At 64.3% G+C, this 21275-nt stretch carries 18 protein-coding genes; 4 read left to right on the forward strand and 14 right to left on the reverse strand.

Annotation, left to right across the window (positions count from 1 at the left end; genetic code table 11):
- Window positions 1-12: 12 nt before the first annotated feature.
- The 6 genes from AC1RWI_RS14660 to AC1RWI_RS14685 form a co-directional block, all read right to left on the reverse strand.
- Window positions 13-789: an ABC transporter ATP-binding protein gene (locus tag AC1RWI_RS14660; protein ID WP_043349258.1), complete on the reverse strand. Its 777-nt coding sequence runs from the start codon at window positions 787-789 to the stop codon at window positions 13-15.
- Between the two features lie 13 nt (window positions 790-802).
- Window positions 803-1963, reverse strand: coding sequence for an ABC transporter permease subunit (locus tag AC1RWI_RS14665; protein WP_043349262.1), 1161 nt, complete (start codon window positions 1961-1963; stop codon window positions 803-805).
- Between the two features lie 13 nt (window positions 1964-1976).
- A complete protein-coding gene (locus AC1RWI_RS14670; protein WP_043349266.1) occupies window positions 1977-2912 on the reverse strand; it encodes a branched-chain amino acid ABC transporter permease in 936 nt (311 codons plus the stop codon).
- 208 nt (window positions 2913-3120) lie between these two features.
- Window positions 3121-4326 (reverse strand): branched-chain amino acid ABC transporter substrate-binding protein, encoded by a 1206-nt coding sequence (locus tag AC1RWI_RS14675; protein ID WP_043349269.1) that lies wholly within the window; start codon window positions 4324-4326, stop codon window positions 3121-3123.
- A gap of 639 nt (window positions 4327-4965) precedes the next feature.
- Window positions 4966-5928, reverse strand: coding sequence for a 4-hydroxy-3-methylbut-2-enyl diphosphate reductase (gene ispH / locus AC1RWI_RS14680; protein ID WP_492867163.1), 963 nt, complete (start codon window positions 5926-5928; stop codon window positions 4966-4968).
- Window positions 5929-5978: 50 nt separating this feature from the next.
- A complete protein-coding gene (locus tag AC1RWI_RS14685) occupies window positions 5979-6476 on the reverse strand; it encodes an FKBP-type peptidyl-prolyl cis-trans isomerase (RefSeq protein ID WP_043349275.1) in 498 nt (165 codons plus the stop codon).
- A gap of 90 nt (window positions 6477-6566) precedes the next feature.
- Here AC1RWI_RS14685 and radC point away from each other — a divergent pair, with 90 nt between their 5' ends.
- The 4 genes from radC to nadB all read left to right on the forward strand — a co-directional run bounded on the left by radC (window position 6567) and on the right by nadB (window position 9689).
- The gene (radC, locus tag AC1RWI_RS14690; RefSeq protein ID WP_043349278.1) at window positions 6567-7241 is read left to right on the forward strand and encodes a RadC family protein; all 675 of its coding nucleotides are present in this window, start codon (window positions 6567-6569) and stop codon (window positions 7239-7241) included.
- Window positions 7242-7453: 212 nt separating this feature from the next.
- The gene (rpmB, locus tag AC1RWI_RS14695; RefSeq protein ID WP_006157507.1) at window positions 7454-7687 is read left to right on the forward strand and encodes a 50S ribosomal protein L28; all 234 of its coding nucleotides are present in this window, start codon (window positions 7454-7456) and stop codon (window positions 7685-7687) included.
- 13 nt (window positions 7688-7700) lie between these two features.
- Window positions 7701-7871: a 50S ribosomal protein L33 gene (gene rpmG, locus AC1RWI_RS14700; protein WP_006157508.1), complete on the forward strand. Its 171-nt coding sequence runs from the start codon at window positions 7701-7703 to the stop codon at window positions 7869-7871.
- 219 nt (window positions 7872-8090) lie between these two features.
- Window positions 8091-9689 (forward strand): L-aspartate oxidase, encoded by a 1599-nt coding sequence (gene nadB, locus AC1RWI_RS14705; protein ID WP_492867166.1) that lies wholly within the window; start codon window positions 8091-8093, stop codon window positions 9687-9689.
- A gap of 71 nt (window positions 9690-9760) precedes the next feature.
- On the opposite strand, the gene nadC is transcribed toward nadB, so the two are convergent.
- The 8 genes from nadC to purN form a co-directional block, all read right to left on the reverse strand.
- Window positions 9761-10666 (reverse strand): carboxylating nicotinate-nucleotide diphosphorylase, encoded by a 906-nt coding sequence (gene nadC, locus AC1RWI_RS14710; protein WP_052494680.1) that lies wholly within the window; start codon window positions 10664-10666, stop codon window positions 9761-9763.
- The gene (nadA, locus tag AC1RWI_RS14715; protein WP_492867168.1) at window positions 10663-11814 is read right to left on the reverse strand and encodes a quinolinate synthase NadA; all 1152 of its coding nucleotides are present in this window, start codon (window positions 11812-11814) and stop codon (window positions 10663-10665) included. Before nadA ends, nadC begins: the two co-directional genes overlap by 4 nt.
- A gap of 168 nt (window positions 11815-11982) precedes the next feature.
- Window positions 11983-13173, reverse strand: coding sequence for a DesA family fatty acid desaturase (locus tag AC1RWI_RS14720; RefSeq protein ID WP_043349288.1), 1191 nt, complete (start codon window positions 13171-13173; stop codon window positions 11983-11985).
- A gap of 399 nt (window positions 13174-13572) precedes the next feature.
- On the reverse strand, window positions 13573-14976 hold the full coding sequence (locus tag AC1RWI_RS14725) for a mechanosensitive ion channel family protein (RefSeq protein ID WP_043349291.1): 1404 nt from the start codon (window positions 14974-14976) through the stop codon (window positions 13573-13575).
- 187 nt (window positions 14977-15163) lie between these two features.
- Complete coding sequence (locus tag AC1RWI_RS14730) at window positions 15164-16909, reverse strand: serine aminopeptidase domain-containing protein (RefSeq protein ID WP_492867170.1); 1746 nt, start codon at window positions 16907-16909, stop codon at window positions 15164-15166.
- Window positions 16906-18561 (reverse strand): amino acid adenylation domain-containing protein, encoded by a 1656-nt coding sequence (locus tag AC1RWI_RS14735; protein ID WP_492867172.1) that lies wholly within the window; start codon window positions 18559-18561, stop codon window positions 16906-16908. Before AC1RWI_RS14735 ends, AC1RWI_RS14730 begins: the two co-directional genes overlap by 4 nt.
- A gap of 621 nt (window positions 18562-19182) precedes the next feature.
- Window positions 19183-20589 (reverse strand): RsmB/NOP family class I SAM-dependent RNA methyltransferase, encoded by a 1407-nt coding sequence (locus AC1RWI_RS14740; RefSeq protein WP_043349297.1) that lies wholly within the window; start codon window positions 20587-20589, stop codon window positions 19183-19185.
- Complete coding sequence (gene purN / locus AC1RWI_RS14745) at window positions 20586-21242, reverse strand: phosphoribosylglycinamide formyltransferase (RefSeq protein WP_043349299.1); 657 nt, start codon at window positions 21240-21242, stop codon at window positions 20586-20588. Before purN ends, AC1RWI_RS14740 begins: the two co-directional genes overlap by 4 nt.
- Window positions 21243-21275 lie beyond the last annotated feature (33 nt).

The following is a 21275-nucleotide window of genomic DNA, read 5'->3' on the forward strand; positions in this document are numbered from 1 at the left end:
GTCTTTCCCCCGTCAGTGCGCCGGGGTACCGAGGTAAGCCTCGATCACCGCTGGATTGCTCTGGACTTCGTGCGGCAGGCCCTGTGCGATGACCTTGCCGTAGTCGAGCACGGTCAGGCGGTTGCACAGGCCCATCACCAGCTTCACGTCGTGCTCGATCAGCAGGATGGTCTTGCCATCGCTGCGGATCTTGTCGAGCAGGCCGCGCAGTTCCACCTTCTCGGTGGCGTTCATGCCAGCGGCGGGCTCATCGAGCGCCAGCAGCTTGGGCTCGGTGGCCAGCGCCCGCGCGATCTCCAGGCGGCGCTGGTGGCCGTAGGACAGGTTGCGCGAGGTGAAGTGCGCGTACTTGCCGATGCCGACGTACTCCAGCAGGTCATGCGCCCAGTCTTCCACCGAGTGCTCCTCGCGCCGGACCGAAGGCGGGCGGAACACCGCGCCAAAGAGGCCAGCCTTGGTACGCACGTGGCGGCCCACCATCACGTTTTCCAGCGCGGTCATCTCGCCGAACAGGCGGATGTTCTGGAAGGTGCGGGCAATGCCGGCCTTGGCGACTTCGTGCACGGCGGTCGGCTGGTAGGCCTTGCCGCCCAGCACGAACTCGCCGGAGTCCGGTGTGTACAGGCCGGTGATCACGTTGAAGAAGGTGGTCTTGCCGGCCCCGTTGGGACCGATCAGGCCGTAGATTTCGCCCGGCTTGATCTGCAGGCCCACATCGGACAGTGCCTGCAGGCCGCCGAATCGCTTGTTGACCCCCTGTACCGACAGGAGGAGATTCTCGTTACTCATGATGTCCTCCTGGTCAGAAACGGCCAACGCTGCCCGGGCGGCGGATCACCGGCCGGTCTTCCTTGCGCGGCGACGGCCACAGGCCCGCCGGGCGATACAGCATCACACCAACCAGGGCCAGCCCGAACAACAGCTGGCGCAGCACCTCGGCGTCGACGATGGTGTGGCCGAAGATCATGTTCTGCGCCGGCTCCGCCACGGCGCGCAGCAGTTCCTGGAAACCCACCAGCAAGATACCGCCCAGGATCACGCCGGGAATGTGGCCCATGCCACCCAGCACCACGATGGCCAGGATGTAGATGGACTCCCACAGCACAAACGACTCAGGCGACACGAAGCCCTGGAAGGCACCGAACACCGCGCCCGACGCGCCGCCGAACGATGCGCCCATGGCAAAGGCCAGCAGCTTGATGTTGCGGGTGTTGATGCCCATCGCCTTGGCGGCGATCTCGTCTTCGCGGATGGCCACGAAGGCGCGGCCGATGCGCGAGTTCTGCAAGCGCAGGCAGATGAACACGATGGCGATCACCAGCACGACCAGCAGGTAGTAGTACATGAACACCGGCGTGAACTTCAGCCCGAAGATCTCGTGTGACTTGGAGAAATCGAAGCCGAAGATGTGGACCGGGTCCACCGCGGTGATCCCCTTCGGGCCATTGGTGATGTTGAGCGGCCGGTCGAGGTTGTTGAGGAAAATGCGGATGATCTCACCGAAGCCCAGGGTCACGATGGCCAGGTAGTCGCCGCGCAGCTTGAGCGTTGGTGCACCGAGCAGCACACCGAACGTTGCCGCCACCAGCACCGCCAGCGGCAGCACGAACCACATGGAGAGGTGCAGGCCATTGGGGAAAAGCTGGTGGATCCACTCGAACTGGTTGGCCAGGTGGGGCGAGCCCAGCAAGGCCATCATGTAGGCGCCAACCGCATAGAAGGCGATGTACCCGAGGTCGAGCAGGCCGGCAAAGCCCACCACGATGTTCAGGCCTAGCGCCAGCATGATGTAGATCAGCGCGAAGTCGAGCACGCGCACCCAGTAGTTGCCGCCCAGCGTCTGCACCAGGAACGGGGCGCACAGTGCGATGATCAGGAAGCCAAGCAGCGCGGCCATGGTCTTGGCCGGCGTCTTGGTCAGCGGCGCAGCCTGCGCCGCCGGGGATGGAATCGGGGTATTCATGGATTCTCTCTCCTTAGGCGCGTTCGGAAACCCGCTCGCCCATGATGCCGGACGGACGGAATACAAGGACGATGATCAGCACGATGAAGGCGAACACATCCTGGTAGTTGGAGCCAAACACCCCGTTGGTGAGATCGCCGATATAGCCGGCGCCCAACGCTTCGATCAGGCCCAGCAGCATGCCGCCGACCATGGCGCCGGCAAGGTTGCCGATGCCGCCCAGCACCGCGGCGGTGAACGCCTTCAGGCCAGGGATGAAGCCCATGTAGAAGTGCGCATTGCCGTAGTTGGTCGCCATCATGACGCCGGCCAGCGCGGCCAGCGCGGCACCGATCATGAAGGTGGCCGAGATGACGAAGTTCGGGTTCACGCCCATCAGGCCTGCCACCTTCTGGTTCTCGGCGGTGGCGCGCATCGCGCGGCCCAGCTTGGTGCGGTTGACGAGGGTCAGCAGGCCCGCCATGACCATCAGCGCCATGCCGATGATGACGATTTCCTTGCCCGTGATGGTGGCGCCGGTCGAACCGATATCGATCGGCGACGAGGGCAGCAGCTGCGGGAAGGTCAGCGGGTTACGCGACCAGATCATCATCGCCAGGGTCTGCAGGATGATGGACACGCCGATGGCGGTAATCAGCGGGGCTAGCCGGGGCGCGTTGCGCAACGGCCGGTAGGCGACCCGCTCGATGGTGTAGGCCAGCGCGGCGCAAACCGGCATGGCGATCAGCGTGGCAATCACCAGCGTGAGCCACTCCGGCAAGCCGGGGAAGAATTTCTGCAAGCCAAGTATGGCTGACAGGGCGGTCAGCGCGCCGATCATCAGCACATCGCCGTGGGCGAAGTTGATGATCCCGAGAATGCCGTAGACCATGGTGTAGCCGAGTGCGATCAGCGCATAGATGCTGCCGAGCACGAGACCGTTCACGATCTGCTGGATAAAGATATCCATGAAAACTCCTTGCTTCCGTCCAAATTCCCTCGGCATGGTGTGGATGTCGGGGGGACGTTGATATGTGGGTGGTTTGGTAGTGTCGATATTTGCTGGTAAGCGGCCTGCCTACTCCACCCATGGTAAGGATGCTGCACGTATGGCAAGGCTAAAAAAACGGCACCGCAACATACTCGCGGTGCCGTTCGGATGGGCCGGTAAGCCCGGTTTACATCTTCACGACATCAAGGACGGTCTTTTTCTTGTCCTTGTACTCATACAACGTGATGGTGCCTTCCTTCATGTCGCCCTTTTCATCGAAGGCGATGTTGCCGATCAGGCCCTTGTAGTTGGTCTTGGGCATCTCGGCCAGGATGGCCGCCGGCTCGGTCGAGTTGGCGCGTTTCATGGCGTCAACGATGACCATGACGGCGTCATAGGTGAACGGTGCGTAGATCTGCACCGGCGCATTGAAGCGAGCCTGGTAGCGCTTGTCGAAATCCGCGCCTTGTTCCATCTTGGACAGCGCCAGACCGGCTTCCGAGCAGATGATGTTGGACACGGCATCGCCGGCCAGCTCAGCCACCTTGTCGGTACAGACACCATCGCCGCCGACGATCTTGGAGCTGATGCCGAGTTCCTTGGCCTGCTTGGCGAACGGGCCGCCGGTGGCGTCCATGCCGCCATACATGATCACGTCGGGCTTCTTGCCCTTGATCTTGGTCAGAATGGCCTTGAAGTCGGTAGCCTTGTCGTTGGTGGCTTCACGTGCCACCACGTTCACGCCCGAAGCCTTGGCGGTCTTCTCGAACTCGTCGGCCAGGCCCTTGCCGTAGGCAGTGGCATCGTCGACGATGGCCACGCTCTTGGCGTGCAGGCTCTTGGTGGCGTAGTTAGCCAGTGCCGGGCCCTGCTGGGCGTCGGTGGCCACCACGCGGAACGTGGTCTTGAAGCCTTGCTTGGTGTAGTCGGGGTTGGTCGACGACGGCGAGATCTGCACGATGCCGGCATCGCTATAGATCTTGGAGGCCGGAATCGATACGCCCGAGTTCAGGTGGCCAACCACGGCCACGACCTTGGCGTCCACCAGCTTCTGCGCCACGGCGGTGCCCGTCTTCGGGTCGCCTGCGTCGTCTTCGCCAACCAGCTCGAGCTTGATCTTCTTGCCGTTGATCTCCAGGCCGGTCTTGTTAACTTCTTCCACGGCCAGACGGGCGCCGTTCTCGTTGTCCTTGCCAAGGTGAGCGATGCCGCCGGTGAGCGGTGCCGCATGGCCGATCTTTACTACGACATCGCCACTGCCTGCTGCCGGCGCGGTGGCCGCGGCAGGAGCCGATGCTGCCGCATCAGCGGGCTTTTCTTCTTTCTTGCCACAAGCAGTAACCAGCGCCACTGCGGCTGCGATCGGCAGAATCTTGGCAAACGTGATTTGCATGAGTGATCTCCTAGGATTCACATGATCAGGGTAAACCAACGCCCCCCGGACGCTTCCCTGAACCGCCTTAGTTTAGTTTCAATTTGAAACGCGCGAATTGTATTCCCTTTTTATACGGATGCAATATGCGACGCAACAACCTGAAGGATTAACCCACCAAATGAGCTAGGGAATTTCCCCAATGCACATATTGGGGCAATTCCCTCCCACATGAAGGCTAGCCGTTGATACTAACAAGATTCGTGCCTGCCGCTTGCCACAGGTTGGCTTTGCAGCCCTTAAGTCACTTGCGGGGTCGCGTATTAAATAGGTGTTTCATTTAATATCGACAGTCTCATTCAAATACAACGCGCGAGTGCGCCGGCACCATAATAGGGAAATCCCCAATCACAGGGATTTCCCTTATTTGTCTTTTAAATCAGACAAGCACGAGGCGGTTCGCGCCGGATTTGTGCATTATCCAAGGGATAACAGGCAATATGGAGCGCCATATATTGGTGCAACCCCGGCGAGAGAATGGTGCGCAACGGCGTGCAACCTGCGCGAGGAAGGTGCGCCGCCGCACAGACACGGCGGCGCAAAAAGCAACGGCCCGCTAGAGCGGGCCGTTTTGCCAGACGGTCGGGTAACGCGGGCGGATCAGGCGGATGTGGCCTGTTGCAGCCCCCGCGGCAAGGGGAACGACATCTTCTCCTCGATCCCTTCCAGCGCGCGCACGTTGCGCGCCCCCAGAAGGTGCAGGCGCGCGACGATGGCCTGTGCCAGCGCCTCAGGGGCGGAGGCGCCGGCGGTCAGGCCGATGCGGCGCTTGCCCGCGATCCATTCCGGCTGGAGCTGATCGGGTGAATCGATCATGTAGGCCGGCACGCCCAGGCGCTCCGCGAGCTCGCGCAAGCGGTTGGAATTGGAGCTGTTGGGGCTGCCCACCACGATCACCACCTCCACCTGGGGCGCCATGAACTTCACGGCATCCTGGCGGTTCTGGGTGGCGTAGCAGATGTCCTGCTTCTTGGGCTCGCGGATCCGCGGGAAGCGCGCCTTGAGCGCGGCGACGATCTCCAGCGTTTCGTCCACCGACAACGTGGTCTGGGTCACGAATGCCAGGCGCTCGGGATCCGCTACGCGCAGCTTGGCGACATCCTCGGAAGACTCGACCAGCAGCATGCCGCCCTCGGCCTGCCCCATGGTGCCCTCGACTTCAGGGTGACCCTTGTGGCCGATCATGATGATCTCGCAACCCTCGGTGCGCATCTTGCCGACTTCCACGTGCACCTTGGTCACCAGCGGGCAGGTAGCGTCGAAAACGTTCAGGCCGCGCACGGTGGCGTCCGCGCGCACTTCCTTGGATACGCCGTGGGCGCTGAAGATCACGGTCGAGCCTGGCGGCACTTCCTCGAGCTCCTGCACGAAGACTGCGCCCTTGCGGCGCAGGTCTTCCACCACATAGGCGTTGTGGACGATTTCGTGGCGCACGTAAATCGGCGCGCCGTAGCGTGCAAGGGCGCGCTCGACGATCTCGATGGCGCGATCCACGCCAGCGCAAAAGCCGCGCGGCTGCGCCATCAGGATCTCGGCATCGGGGGCTGTGGTGGGTTCAGACATGCAAGGATTCGACTCAAGGGTGCCGGCACGAGGCCCGGCCGGTGGTCTGCTTAGAGAATGCCGATCAGCTGGACATCGAACAGGATGGTCTGTCCTGCCAGCGGGTGGTTGAAATCGAACAGCGCCGACGTCGTGCCGATCTCCTTGAGCACACCGGCGTACTTACCGCCGCCGGGCGCATTGAACTCAACCAGATCGCCCGGCGCGTAGTCCTCTTCAAACGAAGAGTTCTCGCGCAGCGTCGCCAGCGATACCCGTTGCAGCAGATCGGGGTTGCGCGGGCCAAAAGCGTGCTCCGGCGCCAGCCGGTAAGTCATGCGCTCGCCCTCCGGCATGCCCAGCAGCGCCTGCTCCAGGGTAGGCGCGAACTGGCCTTGCCCCAGCAGCAGCGTGGCCGGCTTCTCCGCGAAGGTACTGACGATCTCAGTGCCATTCTCCATGGAGATGCTGTAGTGAAGGGTCAGGAAGGAGTCCGCCTGCACGGTCTTGCGGCGATCCGCGGCGCCGTCCCCATCCTTCGGGCCGGAAGCAAAAGTTTGCAAAGTCATAGGTGCTCAACCAGTCAATAACCCGTATTGTAAGCGACTCGACCGAGCGCCGCCTTGTCCTCGGTGCCATTGTTCCGAGGGGATCGTGCCATGCGCATTACGGATTGGCCCAGCAGCGAGCGGCCACGCGAAAAACTGCTGAGCAGCGGGGCCGCTTCGCTCTCGGACGCCGAACTGCTCGCCGTGTTCCTGCGCGTGGGCGTAGCCGGAAAAAGTGCCGTTGACGTCGCCCGTGAGCTGCTGAACGATTTCGGCACGCTCAGCAGCCTGTTTGCGGCGGACGCCGGGCAACTGGCACGCGTCAAAGGCGTTGGCAGCGCCAAGTACACACAGTTGCAGGCGGCCCGCGAGCTGACCCGGCGCGCGCTGGGCGAGCAACTGCAATTGCCCGGGGCGCTGGATTCCCCAACGGCGGTGCGCGACTACCTGCGCCTGTCACTGGCGGGACTGACTTACGAGGCGTTCCTGTGCCTGTTCCTGGACGCGCGCAACCGCCTGCTCGCCAGCGAGGAGCTGTTTCGCGGCACGCTGACCCAGACCAGCGTCTATCCGCGCGAAGTTGCCCGCAAGGCACTTGCCTATAACGCTGCGGCAGTCATCGTCGCGCACAACCACCCGTCGGGAAACACCACGCCCAGCGCCTCCGATCTCACCATGACCCGCTCGCTGTCGCGCTCCCTGGCCCTGATCGACGTGCAAGTTCTTGACCATTTCATCGTCGCAGGTAGTAACATCCACTCCTTCGCCGAACACGGCCAGCTGTGATGCAAGATGCGATGCGCGTTGTGATGCGCGTTGTGATGCGCACCGCACGGATGCACACCCCTGAACGGTAAACGAGGGAAAGCATTGATTCACCAGTGCCTTCCAGGCTATAATGCTCGTTTGCTGAAGTCTCAACCGCTGCAGTCCGGGCCAGCGCGCCTTTTGTTGATCTGTTGCGAACATTGTCCACGTAGAAGAGTTAGGAGTGCTTCATGGCACGCGTCTGTCAAGTGACCGGGAAAGCGCCGATGGTCGGCAACAACGTTTCCCACGCAAACAACAAGACCAAGCGTCGTTTTCTGCCCAATCTGCAGAATCGTCGTTTCTTTGTTGAATCGGAAAACCGCTGGGTGAGCCTGCGCGTCTCGAACGCCGGCCTGCGCCTGATCGACAAGAAAGGCATCGACACCGTGCTCGTGGATCTGCGCGCACGTGGCGAAGTCTAATTAGGAGCACATCATGGCCAGCAAGGGCGGACGCGATAAAATCAAGTTGGAGTCGACTGCAGGTACGGGTCACTTCTACACGACCACCAAGAACAAGCGCACGATGCCGGAAAAGATGGAGATCATGAAGTTCGATCCCGTCGCCCGCAAGCACGTGTCGTACAAGGAAACCAAGATCAAGTAATTGATCCTGTTTTCCGCATGCCGATCGCGCGGCATGTCTGTAGAAACCCCGCTCACGCGGGGTTTTTGCTTTTTCGGGCAGCATACGCCGCATTGCGCAGCCAACGCCTCTCACCCCCCCGGCTCACGCATGGCTTGCCTGCCCACGCAAGCCCGCTGGCGGTGTACACTTTCCAGCTTTCCTGCCTCCCGACCGCGCGCCGCGCGTGTCTCTCGCACCATGAACTTCGATGTCGCCATTGTCGGCAGCGGACTGGCCGGTCTGACGGTCGCGCTGCAACTGGCCGACACCCATCGGGTTGTCATCATTTGCAAACGTGCCATGACGCAAGGCGCCAGCGACTGGGCCCAGGGCGGTATTGCCGCGGTCCTGGACTCAGGCGACAGCCACGATGAGCATACGCAGGACACCCTGGTGGCAGGCGCCGGCCTTTGCGATGACAGCGCCACGCGCTATATCGTCGAGCAAGGGCGCGAAGCGATCCAGTGGCTGATCGACCGCGGCGTGCCGTTCACCCGCGATGACCAGGCAGAACTCGGCTTCCACCTCACGCGTGAAGGCGGCCATAGCCGTCGGCGCATCATCCACGCGGCGGACGCTACCGGCCATGCCGTCGTGTCCACGTTGAGCGAGCAGGCGCGCCAGCACCCCAATATCACGATCATCGAGGACCACTTCGCGGTGGACCTGATCACTTCGCGCAAACTTGGCCTGCCGGGCAACCGCTGTTACGGCCTCTACGTGCTGGAAGACGCCAGTGGCGAAGTGCAGACCATTACCGCCACCCACACCGTGCTGGCGACAGGCGGCGCGGGCAAGGTCTATCTCTACACCACCAACCCCGACACAGCTACCGGCGACGGCATCGCTATGGCCTGGCGCGCGGGCTGCCGGGTGTCGAACATGGAGTTCATCCAGTTCCACCCGACCTGCCTGTATCACCCCTACGCCAAGTCTTTCCTGATTTCGGAAGCGGTACGCGGCGAAGGCGGCCTGCTGAAGCTGCCCGACGGCACTCGCTTCATGCCGGAGCACGACGAACGCGCCGAACTGGCTCCGCGCGACGTGGTGGCGCGCGCGATCGACTTCGAGATGAAGAAGCGCGGCCTGGATTATGTGCACCTGGACATCAGCCACCAACCCGAATCCTTCCTGCGCGAGCACTTCCCGACCATTCACGCACGGTGCCTGGAACTAGGCATCGACATCGCCCGCGAGCCCATCCCGGTGGTACCGGCGGCGCACTATACCTGCGGCGGCGTGGTCACCGATACCGCGGGCCGCACCGATCTAGCCAACCTCTACGCCGTGGGCGAGACCGGCTGCACGGGCCTGCATGGCGCCAACCGCCTGGCCTCCAATTCGCTGCTCGAATGCATGGTGATCGGGCGCGCGGCAGCCCTCGACATTGCGGGACAGGACAAGGCCGGCCAACCGGACATTGCCCTGCCCCAATGGGATGAGAGCCGGGTTGCGGATGCCGACGAGGAAGTCGTGGTGTCGCACAATTGGGACGAACTGCGCCGCATGATGTGGAATTACGTGGGCATCGTGCGCACCAGCAAGCGGCTCGAGCGCGCCCAGCACCGCATCACCCTGCTGCGCGAGGAGATCGCGGAGTACTACGCCAACTTCCGCGTCACCCGCGACCTGCTGGAGCTGCGTAACCTGGTGGAAGTCGCCTCGTTGATCGTGGATAGCGCGTATTCACGCCATGAAAGCCGTGGCTTGCACTTCAGCCGCGACTATCCCGACACGTTGCCGAAAGCGCTGCCCACGGTGATGCAGCCGGCATTCAAGCGGGAACGGGCGAAGTAAGCCCGCGCCTGGGTTTCGCCATGAAAAAAGTGCGCCTTGGCGCGCTTTTTTCATGGCCCGAGCAATCCCGCTTACTCGATGATCCGCAACGAATAATCGGTCGCGCGCACATCCTTGGTCAGTGCCCCCACGGAGATCCGGTCCACCCCGGTTTCCGCAAAAGCACGGATCGTATCCGCGCTGACCCCGCCCGAGACCTCCAGCAAGGCACGCCCGGCATTGATACGTACCGCATCGCGCATCATCGCCTCGGTAAAATTATCGATCAGGATCGACTTCGCGCCGGCTGCCAATGCCTCTTCCAACTCGGCCAGGCTTTCCACCTCGACCTGGACCGACACACCGGCTTCCAGCGCGGTCGCGGCCTGCATGGCGGCGGTGATGCTGCCGGCCGCGGCAATGTGGTTTTCCTTGATCAGGATGCCGTCGTACAACGCCAGGCGCTGGTTGTCGCCACCACCGACCCTGACCGCGTACTTCTGCGCCAGGCGCAGGCCCGGCAACGTCTTGCGGGTATCGAGCACGCGCGCCCGGGTGCCTTCGACAAGGTCAGCATAGCGGCGCGTGGCGGTCGCCACGCCGGACAGCAACTGCAGGAAATTCAGCGACGGCCGCTCCGCGGTCAGCAGCGAACGGGCCGGGCCGGTGATCTCGCAGACCACCGAGTCCGGCGCCATGCGGGCACCCTCGGCCTGCTTCCAGACGACCTGCAGCGCGGGATCGACCGCGCGCATGGATGCGTCGAACCACGGCTGGCCGCACAGCACGGCTTGCTCGCGCACGATCACGCGTGCGCGAGCCGGCTTGCCGGCGGGCACCAGCATGCCGGTCAGGTCGCCGCTGCCGACATCTTCGGCAATCGCTGCGCTGACATTGGCCTGGAGCGCCGCGGCAAGCGCCGGGCCGTAGCTGTCGAAGAGAGCGTTGCGGCTCGAATTCACGGTATTCACGGTATTCACATTTGGATTGCTGCTCATGCCGGGCCGATTCCCTTGAACAAGGCCTGTTCGCTCGCCAGGTCAGCCGTGGGCCGCACATTGGCCTTTTGCTGCGCGGCGAAGTCGAGCATGCGATCGATGCAGGTCACGGCCTGGCGGCCGATGTCCGCGTCGACATGGATTTCGTTATGACCGTTCTCCAGCACTTCGGCCAGATTGGTCAGTGCGTTCATCGCCATCCAGGGGCAGTGCGCGCAACTCTTGCAGGTCGCGCTGTTGCCGGCAGTGGGGGCTTCGATGAAATGCTTGTCGGGCGCGGCCAGGCGCATCTTGTGCAGGATGCCATTGTCGGTCGCGACGATGAACTCGCGCGCGTCCAGCTCCTTTACCGCCGCGATCAGTTGCGAAGTCGAGCCCACCACATCGGCCTGCTCGACCACATTGGCCGGCGACTCCGGATGCACCAGGATCTTGGCATTGGGAAACTCCCGGCGCAGCAGGTCAAGTTCGATGCCCTTGAACTCGTCATGCACCAGGCAGGAACCTTGCCACAAGAGCATGTCGGCGCCGGTCTGCTTCTGGATATAGCCGCCCAGGTGCTTGTCCGGGGCCCACAGGATCTTTTCGCCGCGCGCGTGCAGGTGCTCGACAATCTTCAGGCCAATGCTCGAGGTCACCATCCAGTCGGCACGCGCCTTCACGGCGGCGCTGGTGTTGGCATAGACCACCACCGTGCGATCGGGATGCGCGTCGCAGAACGCGGCGAATTCGTCGGACGGGCAACCCAGGTCAAGCGAGCAGGTCGCGTCCAGGTCGGGCATCAGCACGGTCTTTTCCGGGCTGAGGATCTTTGCGGTCTCGCCCATGAAGCGAACCCCCGCCACCACCAACGTCTTGGCCGGATGATCGCGGCCAAAGCGCGCCATCTCCAGCGAGTCCGACACGCAGCCGCCGGTTTCCTCGGCCAGGTCCTGCAGGTCGGCATCGACGTAATAGTGCGCGACAAGCACCGCATTGCGTTGCTTCAGCAGGGTCTTGATACGCGCTTTGAGCGCCGTGCGCTCCTGCGCCGACAGCACAGGAGGCACTTTGGCCCAGGCGTGGGCGACACAGCTGCCGCCCTCGGGGGACTCCGTCGAGAGGTTCGGCTTTTCGAACTCGACGGCTTTGATCGTTTGGGGGGTCATCTCCGATACTCCTCTTGGACAGCGTGCCTCGGAATTCCGCCTGGAATCCGCTATCGCTGCTGGCCCTGATATTGGGGGAGTCTAGCGAAAACAAAAGCCCCGCCAGAGGCGGGGCTTTTGGGCGATCTAAATTGTATCAGGCCACGCCAGCTCGGGCATCAGCCCGCATCAGGCGTAACGACGCAGGCGCAGCGAGAAATCGTGCAGTGCCTGGATGCCGCTGGCCTCGGCGCGGTGGCACCAGGCCTGCAGCTGCGCCAGCAGCTGTTCGCGCGTCAGGTTGGAGCGGCCCCAGATCGCGGCCAGCTCGCGGCGCATTTCCACGAAGGTATGCAGCGACTTGTTCTGCTCCACGATGCTGGCCAGTTGCTGGCGCTGCGGATCGGCCAGCTTGGCTTCTTCGCGGTGGAACCACTTGCGAGCCGGCTTGAAGCTGCTGTACTCGGCCACGCGGGCTTCCTTCAGCTTCTCCAGTTCCTGCTTGTAGGCGCTCTTGACCGCCTTGGCATAGCGCGCCATCACGTCATAGCGATTGGCAATGATGGCTTCCAGCGTGTTGTGGTCAACCGGGCGGGCATCCACCAGACGCGCCTTCGGCGGGGTCTTCTTGACCTTGGCCAGGCCAACCGCCTGCATGGCGCGGATGTAGCCCCAGCCGATATCGAACTCGTACCACTTGATCGAGAACTTGGCCGACGTCGGGTAGGTGTGGTGGTTGTTGTGCAGTTCTTCGCCACCGATGATGATGCCCCACGGCGAGACATTGGTCGAAGCGTCCTCGCAATCGTAATTGCGATAGCCCCACCAGTGGCCCAGGCCATTGATGATGCCGGCGGCGTGGATCGGGATCCACAGCATCTGCACGGCCCACACGCTCAGGCCGATCACGCCGAACAGGGCGACGTCGATGATCAGCATCAGGCCAACGCCTTGCCAGCCAAAGCGCGAGTAGACATTGCGCTCGACCCAGTCGTCAGGCGTGCCATGACCGAACTTGGTAATGGTTTCCTTGTTCTTGGACTCGGCGCGATACAGTTCCGCGCCTTCCAGCAGCACCTTGCGGATGCCACGGGTCTGCGGGCTGTGAGGATCGTCTTCGGTCTCGCACTTGGCGTGGTGCTTGCGGTGGATGGCGGTCCACTCTTTGGTGACCATGCCGGTGGTCAGCCATAGCCAGCCACGGAAGAAATGCGAAACGATAGGATGCAGGTCCAGCGACCGGTGCGCCATGCAGCGGTGCAGGTAGATGGTTACGCCCGCGATGGTGATGTGCGTCACCACGAGGGTGTAGATCACAATCTCCCACCAGGACCAGTTGGCGAGGCCGTTAGCGGCCCAGTCAAGAATAGTGTCGAACAAACTGTTCTCCGTCGATTAAACAGGGGCATTCAGTGCGGCGCGACAGGGCGAGCCGCAAACAAGGTGCAGAAAAAGGACTGCAAATTCAATGATTGCGTCATACGGCGCCTGCCGGAAACCCCGGCAGACGCCGGAGCCCCCAAGGCACGCGCGCCTGGCGCCATGGGCAAAACTGCTGCCTGCCGGCGGACTGGACACGAGCCGCTGCAATCTGGCGGCTGTCTGGTGTGGGGCGGGAGGTCGAACAAACTCACCCGAACGAGACGTGCTTTTCGAATGAACCCGCAACTACCTTGGATTCTACCGGAAGCGCATCGCGCGGACATCCGCTTTTTCCCTCAGTTTGACGCTAAGCAACACGGATTGTTCCATAAGGTGGCCTAAACGCCCCGTGAACGCTCAGGATGCCGATCCACCGAGGGCACCCGGCAGATCGATACGTGCCTCTTGCGCATCTTTTATCGGACCACCATTGCCATCGGCTTCCACTTTCCCCAACACCCGCACCTCGCGCTGCGGATACGGGATCGAGATGCCATGCTCCCTGAACTTCCGCCATATCGCCCTGTTCATCGCCGATTGCACGCCCAGCTTTCCATTCTGGGGATCGGCGATATAGCCAGCAAGCTCGTATTCGATGCCATTGTCGCCGAACAACACCAGAAATGCTGACGGCCCCGGCTGTGGCATCAAGCGCGGGATATCCTGCGCTGCCTCCACGAGCAGAGCGAGCACCATTTCGGGATCCGCCGCGTAATCTGCCTGCACACGTGTCGCCACGCGCACATGGGTATTGGAGAACGAATGGTTCTGCACCGCCTGCGCCACCAATTGCTCGTTCGGCACCAGGGTTTCGCCATCGCCGTTGCGCACCACGGTGTACCGCGTCCGGATCTGCGAAACGATCCCCGTGTACTTGTCGACGGTGATCTGGTCACCCAGCTTGACCGAGCGGTCCAGCAAGATGATGAATCCGGAGATGTAGTTGCTGGCGATCTTTTGCAAGCCCAGCCCCAGGCCAACGCCGAGCGCGCCGCCGAACACGGACAGCACGGTGAGGTCGATGCCGACCAGCGACAGGCTCAGCAACAGGGAAACGAGCAGCAGCAGCGCCTTTGAGATCCGGGTCAAGACCACTTTCAGGTTGCTGTCCAGCCCGGTCGAGCGCATCAAGCGCTCTTCCAGCCACGAGCCGAACCACATGGCCACCAGCACGGTGACCAGGATCCAGACGACGGCCACCAGCGTGTCCGCCAAGCTGATCTTCTGCTTGCCGCCCAGCGAAAAGCGGATATCGTCCATCCAATTCACCACATCCCACAGCAAACCCAGCACATAAAGTGCCATCGCCGCCCAAACCAGGGTCGTCAGCACTTTTTCGACCAGCAGCAGCATGCCGCGCAACTGGTCATTGCCCGACATCACGCGACGCAGGATGTAAAAGGCAAAATAAAGGAAGGTAATGCCGGAAAGGGGTACCAATGCGAGCCGTAGCACGCTGATGGACATCATCGGCTCCAGCCCGAAGCGCGCACCCATCACCAGCAGCCAGCCGAACAACGGGAACATGGCGCGTTCCAGGCTGGCAGCGGCGAAACGCAGGGAGAAGCTGGATCCGGCGTAGCGGGCTTCGAGGCGCTTGACGATCAATCTGGCCAATGGCCAGGCCACCGCCAGGCAAGCGGCGAGCACCGCCAACTGCCAGATGAAGCCAGGGCCACCCGCGTCGCGGATCAGGTCATCGAGCATCTTGCCAAAGGCCGGATGCTCGACATGGAGTTCGTTCAGGGAAATGGGGTTCATGCTCTGCCGTGGCTGGCAGGGTCCATCCGGTCAGGATCGGTGGTCCCTGGCAAGGTAAGCGGGACACTGCATGACGTGACTGCATGCCCCGCGGCCAAAAAGTCAGCCATTCTAGCCGCCCTGCCCCCGCGCGACGCAGGATTGGCGCCGGGCCCGCCGGGCAAACAGGTCAATATGCCGAGCACTGTCAGTTGCACCTTCGCCGGCAATCCGGCGGGCGACGCCACGGCTCGGCGATGCGCTGCAGCCGATCCCGCAAGTCTGCCCCAGGATGCAAGGGGCCACATAGCAGGTCGATGCAGTAGTCGATCACCCGCGCCCGCCCTGGCGGGTTCAGCATGCCGTGGTCCAGGCCATCGACGATCTCGATCTGCAACTGCGAGAAGCCGGCGAGGCCGGCCAGCGTCGGCCCGAAGAACCGCGCCAGTTCGAAGGGTCCGGGATCGTCCGGGCCGAACAGCATGCGCAGCGCCGTGCCGCGTGCGTCGAGCGACTGGAGCAAGCCTTCGATCTCGCGCTGCTCGTGCGCGGCAGGCTTGGGCAGGACCGATGCCGCATTGATGCCGGGCGCGCCCTCTTGCGCCGTGGGTGCGCTGCGGCCATGGATCAGCCACCGGGGCCGGGTGAAGGCCTCCCGGCGCAACAAGCGCTGCAGGTTGACCAGCACGGCGCCCACCAGGCCGGGGTGCGCGCCCGCGGCGTGCAGGCTGACATTGGCGCCGTAGCTCACGCCGAAGGCCACCACCTCGCGATGACCGTGGGCAAGCAGCCAGTCGCAGGCGGCGACGGCATCGCGGTACCCCTCCGGATCGGCCGGCACCCCCGCGATGGCCTGCGCGCCAACGGATGCGTCCCCGATACCCCGCACATCGATGCGAAACGAGGCGACACCGCGTGCCGCCAGCCGCCTCGCCAGCATGACCCCGCAACGCCCAGCACCGACGTGATGCGTGCCGCCGGAATTGTTGATCAGCACTGCCGGCCGCTCGATGCGCGGCCCGAGCGGCTCGCACAACATGCCGAACAGGCCCTGGCCGAAGCGCACCGGCGTTTCCACCCACTCGCCAGCGCGCAGGCACGAAGCCGTCCCTGCCGCCATCGCGCGGCCATCCGGGGCTGGCTCGCCAACTGGCGCCGCCGGCCCCAGATCGGCAATCCAGCCGGCCACCTCCGCGAACGTCGCATCCGGTGGCGTGCCATGCAACGGGTCCTGCAGCCAGTCGATCAGGTCAGGGAAAGGCACCATCCGCACCTGCGCGCCCAGCGTGCCGTAGTGGCGCGCCAGCGGGGCCATCTGAGGCTCGCCGCCCGCGATCAGGATTTGCGGGGCGGGGGCACAAGACGCATTGAGCAGGTCGATGCCGCCAAGGCCGTCGATCGCGGCATCGGTGAAATGGATGCCCAGGATGTCCATGCCGGATTGCCGGCCAGCGCCAGGCGCCGGACCCGGCTCCACAGCGCGGCAAGCAAGCGAGCGCCAGGTCTGCGCAATCATCTTCATCTCCCGCACCAGCATCCTGCCGCTGGCCACGGGCGCAAGCAACGCCAGCGCATCGACGCGCCGCCCGGCCACGCCGCGCCCGGCGGCCAGTGCCGCCAGCGAGGCGCCCCCGCGCACGCCCAACAACACGAGTTCCCGGGCACCGGACAAGCGCCTGAGCAACTTGCCAGCGGCATCGATCCCGGCAAGCCACGCATCGACACAGGACGCACCCGGCGCGCCGGCATGTTCGAGGTCGGCGGAGTCACCGGTGCCGGGATAGTCGAACCTGAGCACGGGCACGCCCTGGGCCGCGAGCCGCTCCGCCAGCCGCGCCAGGCCGGCATGCGTCCACAGGGCTTCATGCCCGATCGCATTGCACAGCAGCACCGCGCGCTGACCCTGGGCCGGGTGGTACCAGCCAAAGCATCCGTCGAAATGCAGTGGCGTCATGGCGCAAACGCCTTGCGGCTCGCCTGCCGTGCGTCCCCCGCGCCAACGGCCAGACGCTCGCAGCGCGCCTGCAACTGGCCGCGGTCGATCTTGCCGTTCACGTTCACGGGAAGGCCGTCGAGGCAGACGATGCGATCCGGCTGCGCGTAGAGCGGCAGGCTCTGCCGGCACGCTTGCCGGATCCGCACCATGCGCGCACCGAGTTCGCCCGGCGAGGCATCGCCCGATGCCTGCACAAAGGCGACCAGCCCCGTCGGCTTGCCGGCGCTATCCAGTGGCCACGCCAGCACGGCACACTGCGCGCTACCGCTGGCAGCCTGCACCACCTGCTCAATCTCCTGCAGTTCCACGCGGTTGCCGCGAATCTTCACCTGCATGTCAATGCGGCCGTGATAAAGCAGGCCGTCGGGGGATTCGGCCACGGCATCGCCGGTGCGGTACCAGCGTCTGCACGCCCGTTCGGGATAGGCGCGGGTAAAGAAGCGCTGCGCGTCCAGCGGGTTGGCACCGAGATAGCCCTTGGCAAGCTGCGCGCCGCCAATCAGCAGTTCACCCTGCGCGCCGGGCGGCACCGGCGCAAGCGCATCGTCGACAACCATCAGCTCGACGCCGGGATATGGCTTGCCGAGCGGCACCGCAGGGCGCGACGCATCGGCAAGAAACGCCTCGGTCAGCTCGAAGGTGAGCATGATCACCGTCGCTTCGGTGGGTCCGTAGCCATTGACGATGCGCGTGTTCGGCGCCGCCCGCGACCACGCCCGCGCCAGCGTCTTGGGCAAGGCCTCGCCCCCCATCAAGGTCATCCGCACGCTGGGAAACGCGCAGGGCGTGAGCTTGCGAAACTGCTGCATCAGCGCCAGCACGGAGGGCACACTGGCCCAATGGGTAATCCTGTGCTCCTGGATAAAACCGGCCAGGTAAAGCGGGTCTTGGAGCGCGGGCACGTAGAGGCAACTCCCGTTCGCCCAGCAGACGTGCATGTCATGCACCGAGAAATCGAAGGTGAGATCGGCGAACTGGCTGAAGCGCGCGCCAGGCTCGCTTGGAAAGCGCTGCATCTGCGCGCTGACATATGCCACGGCACTGGCATGCGGGATCATCACACCCTTGGGCGGCCCGCTGGTGCCGGAGGTGAAGATCAGGTAGGCAAGGTCGTCTCCCGAGACAACGGCAAGCTGGCCGGGCGGGTCATGCACGAAAGGCGCTGGCGGCAGCGGGGCGAAGCGCGCGCTGCCGCCCGGACATCCGGTTGCCGGCAGCGCCTCCGGATCCAGCAGGACGATGTGCAAATCCGGGGGTAGCAAGGGCAACAACGCATCAAGCTGCGGTGCGCATGCACGATCGACCAACATCACCCGTGCGCCCGAGCGCGCGACGATGGCGGCGTTGCGTGCCGATGGGAACCTCGGATGCAACGGCACATAGGCCATGCCCGCCGCGAGCACGCCGAGCAGGCCGGCGTACGCCGAGACGCTGCGGTGCGCGAACAGGACGCAATTGCGGCTTCCGCCCCCTGCATACGCCGCCAGCGCGGCACTCACGCGGCCTGCGCGTGCGCGCAGTTCCTCGTAAGCGTAAAAACGTCCGTCGACCCACAAGGCGTGGTCGCCGGGCCGCCGCGCAGCCGTATCGAAGAAGAATGAATGCAACATCCCGCCCCCCACGAACCGAGCGCGCCACCCCCGTTGCGGGACCGGCGCGTTCTGAAACCCCGTCCGAAAATTGTGCCGGCGCCGATCCGCCCTGCACGGTCGCGCGCCGTTGTACTTGCCTGACGCGCGTTGTCTTGCCAACTTAGGCTGCATTGCCCGAGAAGACAAGTTGCGCCACCTTAAATGTATTGAACTTAAGATCTTTTACATTCGTGCGAATGGGGGGGCAAATGGACGCGGACCGCGCTCTACGATGGCGACCTTCACGTAGCCCGGAGCGGGTATGCGCCGGCCAGCCTCGCGCTGGCAACATGCATGGCCGGCTTCCCCGCGCCAACGCGCGCCACAAAGGATGAGGAGCCGCCCAGAAGGCTTAGTCCATCAGGATCTGCGTATCGACACACACCGGACACACACCAGACACACCGGCGGCGTGCGCGCGGGCTGAGCGACGCAGGCGCATTGCGTGCCGGCAGGGAATCGTGGATGGAAAAAGAAAGAGAGAACGGGAGAGGCGGGGGGGGGGGGGGGGGGGCCGAATGGCCCCGCCGCGAAACAGGCGCCAGCCGGCCGGGCACCACGGGGATGCTTCCCCGGCGCGGCCGCCTGGCGGATACGGCTTTAGCTGACGCGCTCCAGTACGGCGGCGAAGAAGCCGTCGGTCTGGTGCAGGTGCGGGTAAAGCGCCAGCATCTCGGCATCCTCCGGCAAGCCGGGCACCGTGATCTTTTGCTCGGCCAGCACCTGTGCGGCGGGCACCAGGCGGAAGGCCGGGTGCGAGGCCAGGAAACCGCGCACGATGCCTTCGTTCTCGGCCTCCAGCACGCTGCAGGTCGCGTAGACCACGCGCCCGCCCACCTTCACCAGGCGCGCGGCGGATTCGAGAATGGCCGCCTGCTTGACGGTCAGCTCCAGCACCGATTGTGGCGACTGGCGCCATTTCAGGTCCGGATTGCGCCGCAGCGTGCCCAGGCCGCTGCAGGGCGCATCCACCAGTACGCGGTCGATCTTGCCGGCCAGGCGCTTGATCTTGGCGTCGTGCTCGGAGTCGATCAGCACGGGGTGCACGTTGGACAACCCACTGCGCGCCAGGCGCGGCTTGAGGTTGGACAGGCGCTTCTCGGACACGTCGAACGCATAGAGGCGGCCGGTGGAGCGCATCAGCGCACCCAGGGCGAGCGTCTTGCCACCCGCGCCCGCGCAGAAATCGACCACCATCTCGCCGCGCTTGGGCGCGACCAGGTTGCACAGCAGCTGGCTGCCTTCGTCCTGCACTTCGACCAGGCCGTTGACGAACAGCGGCAACTGGTTAAGCGCCGGCTTGCCGGCCAGGCGGATGCCGGACGGCGCCATCGGCGTCAACTCGGCCTTCAGCCCCGCGGCGGTCAGTTCGGCCAGCGCGGCCTCCTGCGTGGTCTTGACCAGGTTGGCGCGCAGGTCCAGCGGCGCCGGGCGCAGCCAGGCATCGCCCAGCGCTTCGACAAAGGCTTCGTCGTGGCGCGCGGCCAGCTGGTCGAACAGCCATTCGGGCAGGTTGGCGCGCACGCGCGGCGCCAGGCTGGAACGCTCGATCGTGGTCAGGCGATCGAGCCACTCGCCCTCTTCCGGCAGCAAGAACGGCGTCAGTACGTCGCGGCCCAGTGTGGCGGCCAGGCCCAGCAAGGCCAGGCGGCGCTGCGAAGCACCCGTGCCGCTGGCGGCGAACTGCGCAAACTCCACGCGCCGGCGCAGCACGGCAAACACGGCCTCGGCGATGATGCCGCGTTCGCGATGCCCCAGCTTGGGGTTTTCGCGGAAGTAGTAGCTCACCACCACATCGGACGGGCGCGTGAACATCAGCACCTTGCCCAGCAGGCGGTCAATATGCTGGATATGGACGGCATGCAGCCCGCCATGCGGCCCGCGGCCTTGCTGCGGGGCCTGGCCGTCGTTCGCATCGCGCGAGCGCGACAGGCGGATGGGCGTGCCCTTGTGGTCTTTGTTCTTGTTGCGGACGGGCTGGCGGGCCCCTGCGGTATTGCGGCTCATGACTGCACCTCCGTAGCGGCAGCAAAGGCCGTAAACAGCTGGGATTCGGGTGGTTCGACCCGGACTACGCCGGCATGCACTTGCAGCCGGTCCTCGATAAACCAGCGCACAGCGCGCGGGTAGATAACGTGTTCGCACGGCAACAGGCGTGTGGCCAGGCTCTCGGGCGTGTCGTCGGGCAGCACGTCAAGCGCGGCCTGGACGATAACGGGGCCGTGATCGAGCTCGGGCGTGACGAAATGCACGCTGGCGCCGTGGACCTTGACGCCGGCCTCGATGGCTTGCCGGTGCGTATGCAGCCCCGGAAAGCACGGCAGCAGCGACGGATGGATATTCAGCATGCGCCCGGCGTACTTGTCGACGAAGCCCGGCGTCAGGATGCGCATGAACCCGGCCAGCACCACCAGGTCCGGCGCGAAAGCGTCGATGGCAGCGGCGAGCGCAGCGTCAAAAGTGGCGCGATCATCATATAGCGTGTGGTCCACCACGCCGGTAGCCACGCCGTGGCCGGCGGCGAACTTCAGACCTTCGGCGTCTGGCCGGTTGGACAAGACCGCCGCTACGCGCGCCGGCCAGCCTTCGGCGGCGCAGGCGCTGACGATGGCTTCCATGTTGGAGCCTCGCCCAGAAATCAGGATAACGATATTTTTCATCGCGCAATTCTACCAAGCCGGGGCCAGTACACG

The organism is Cupriavidus sp. MPR-AND1C (assembly GCF_058809705.1).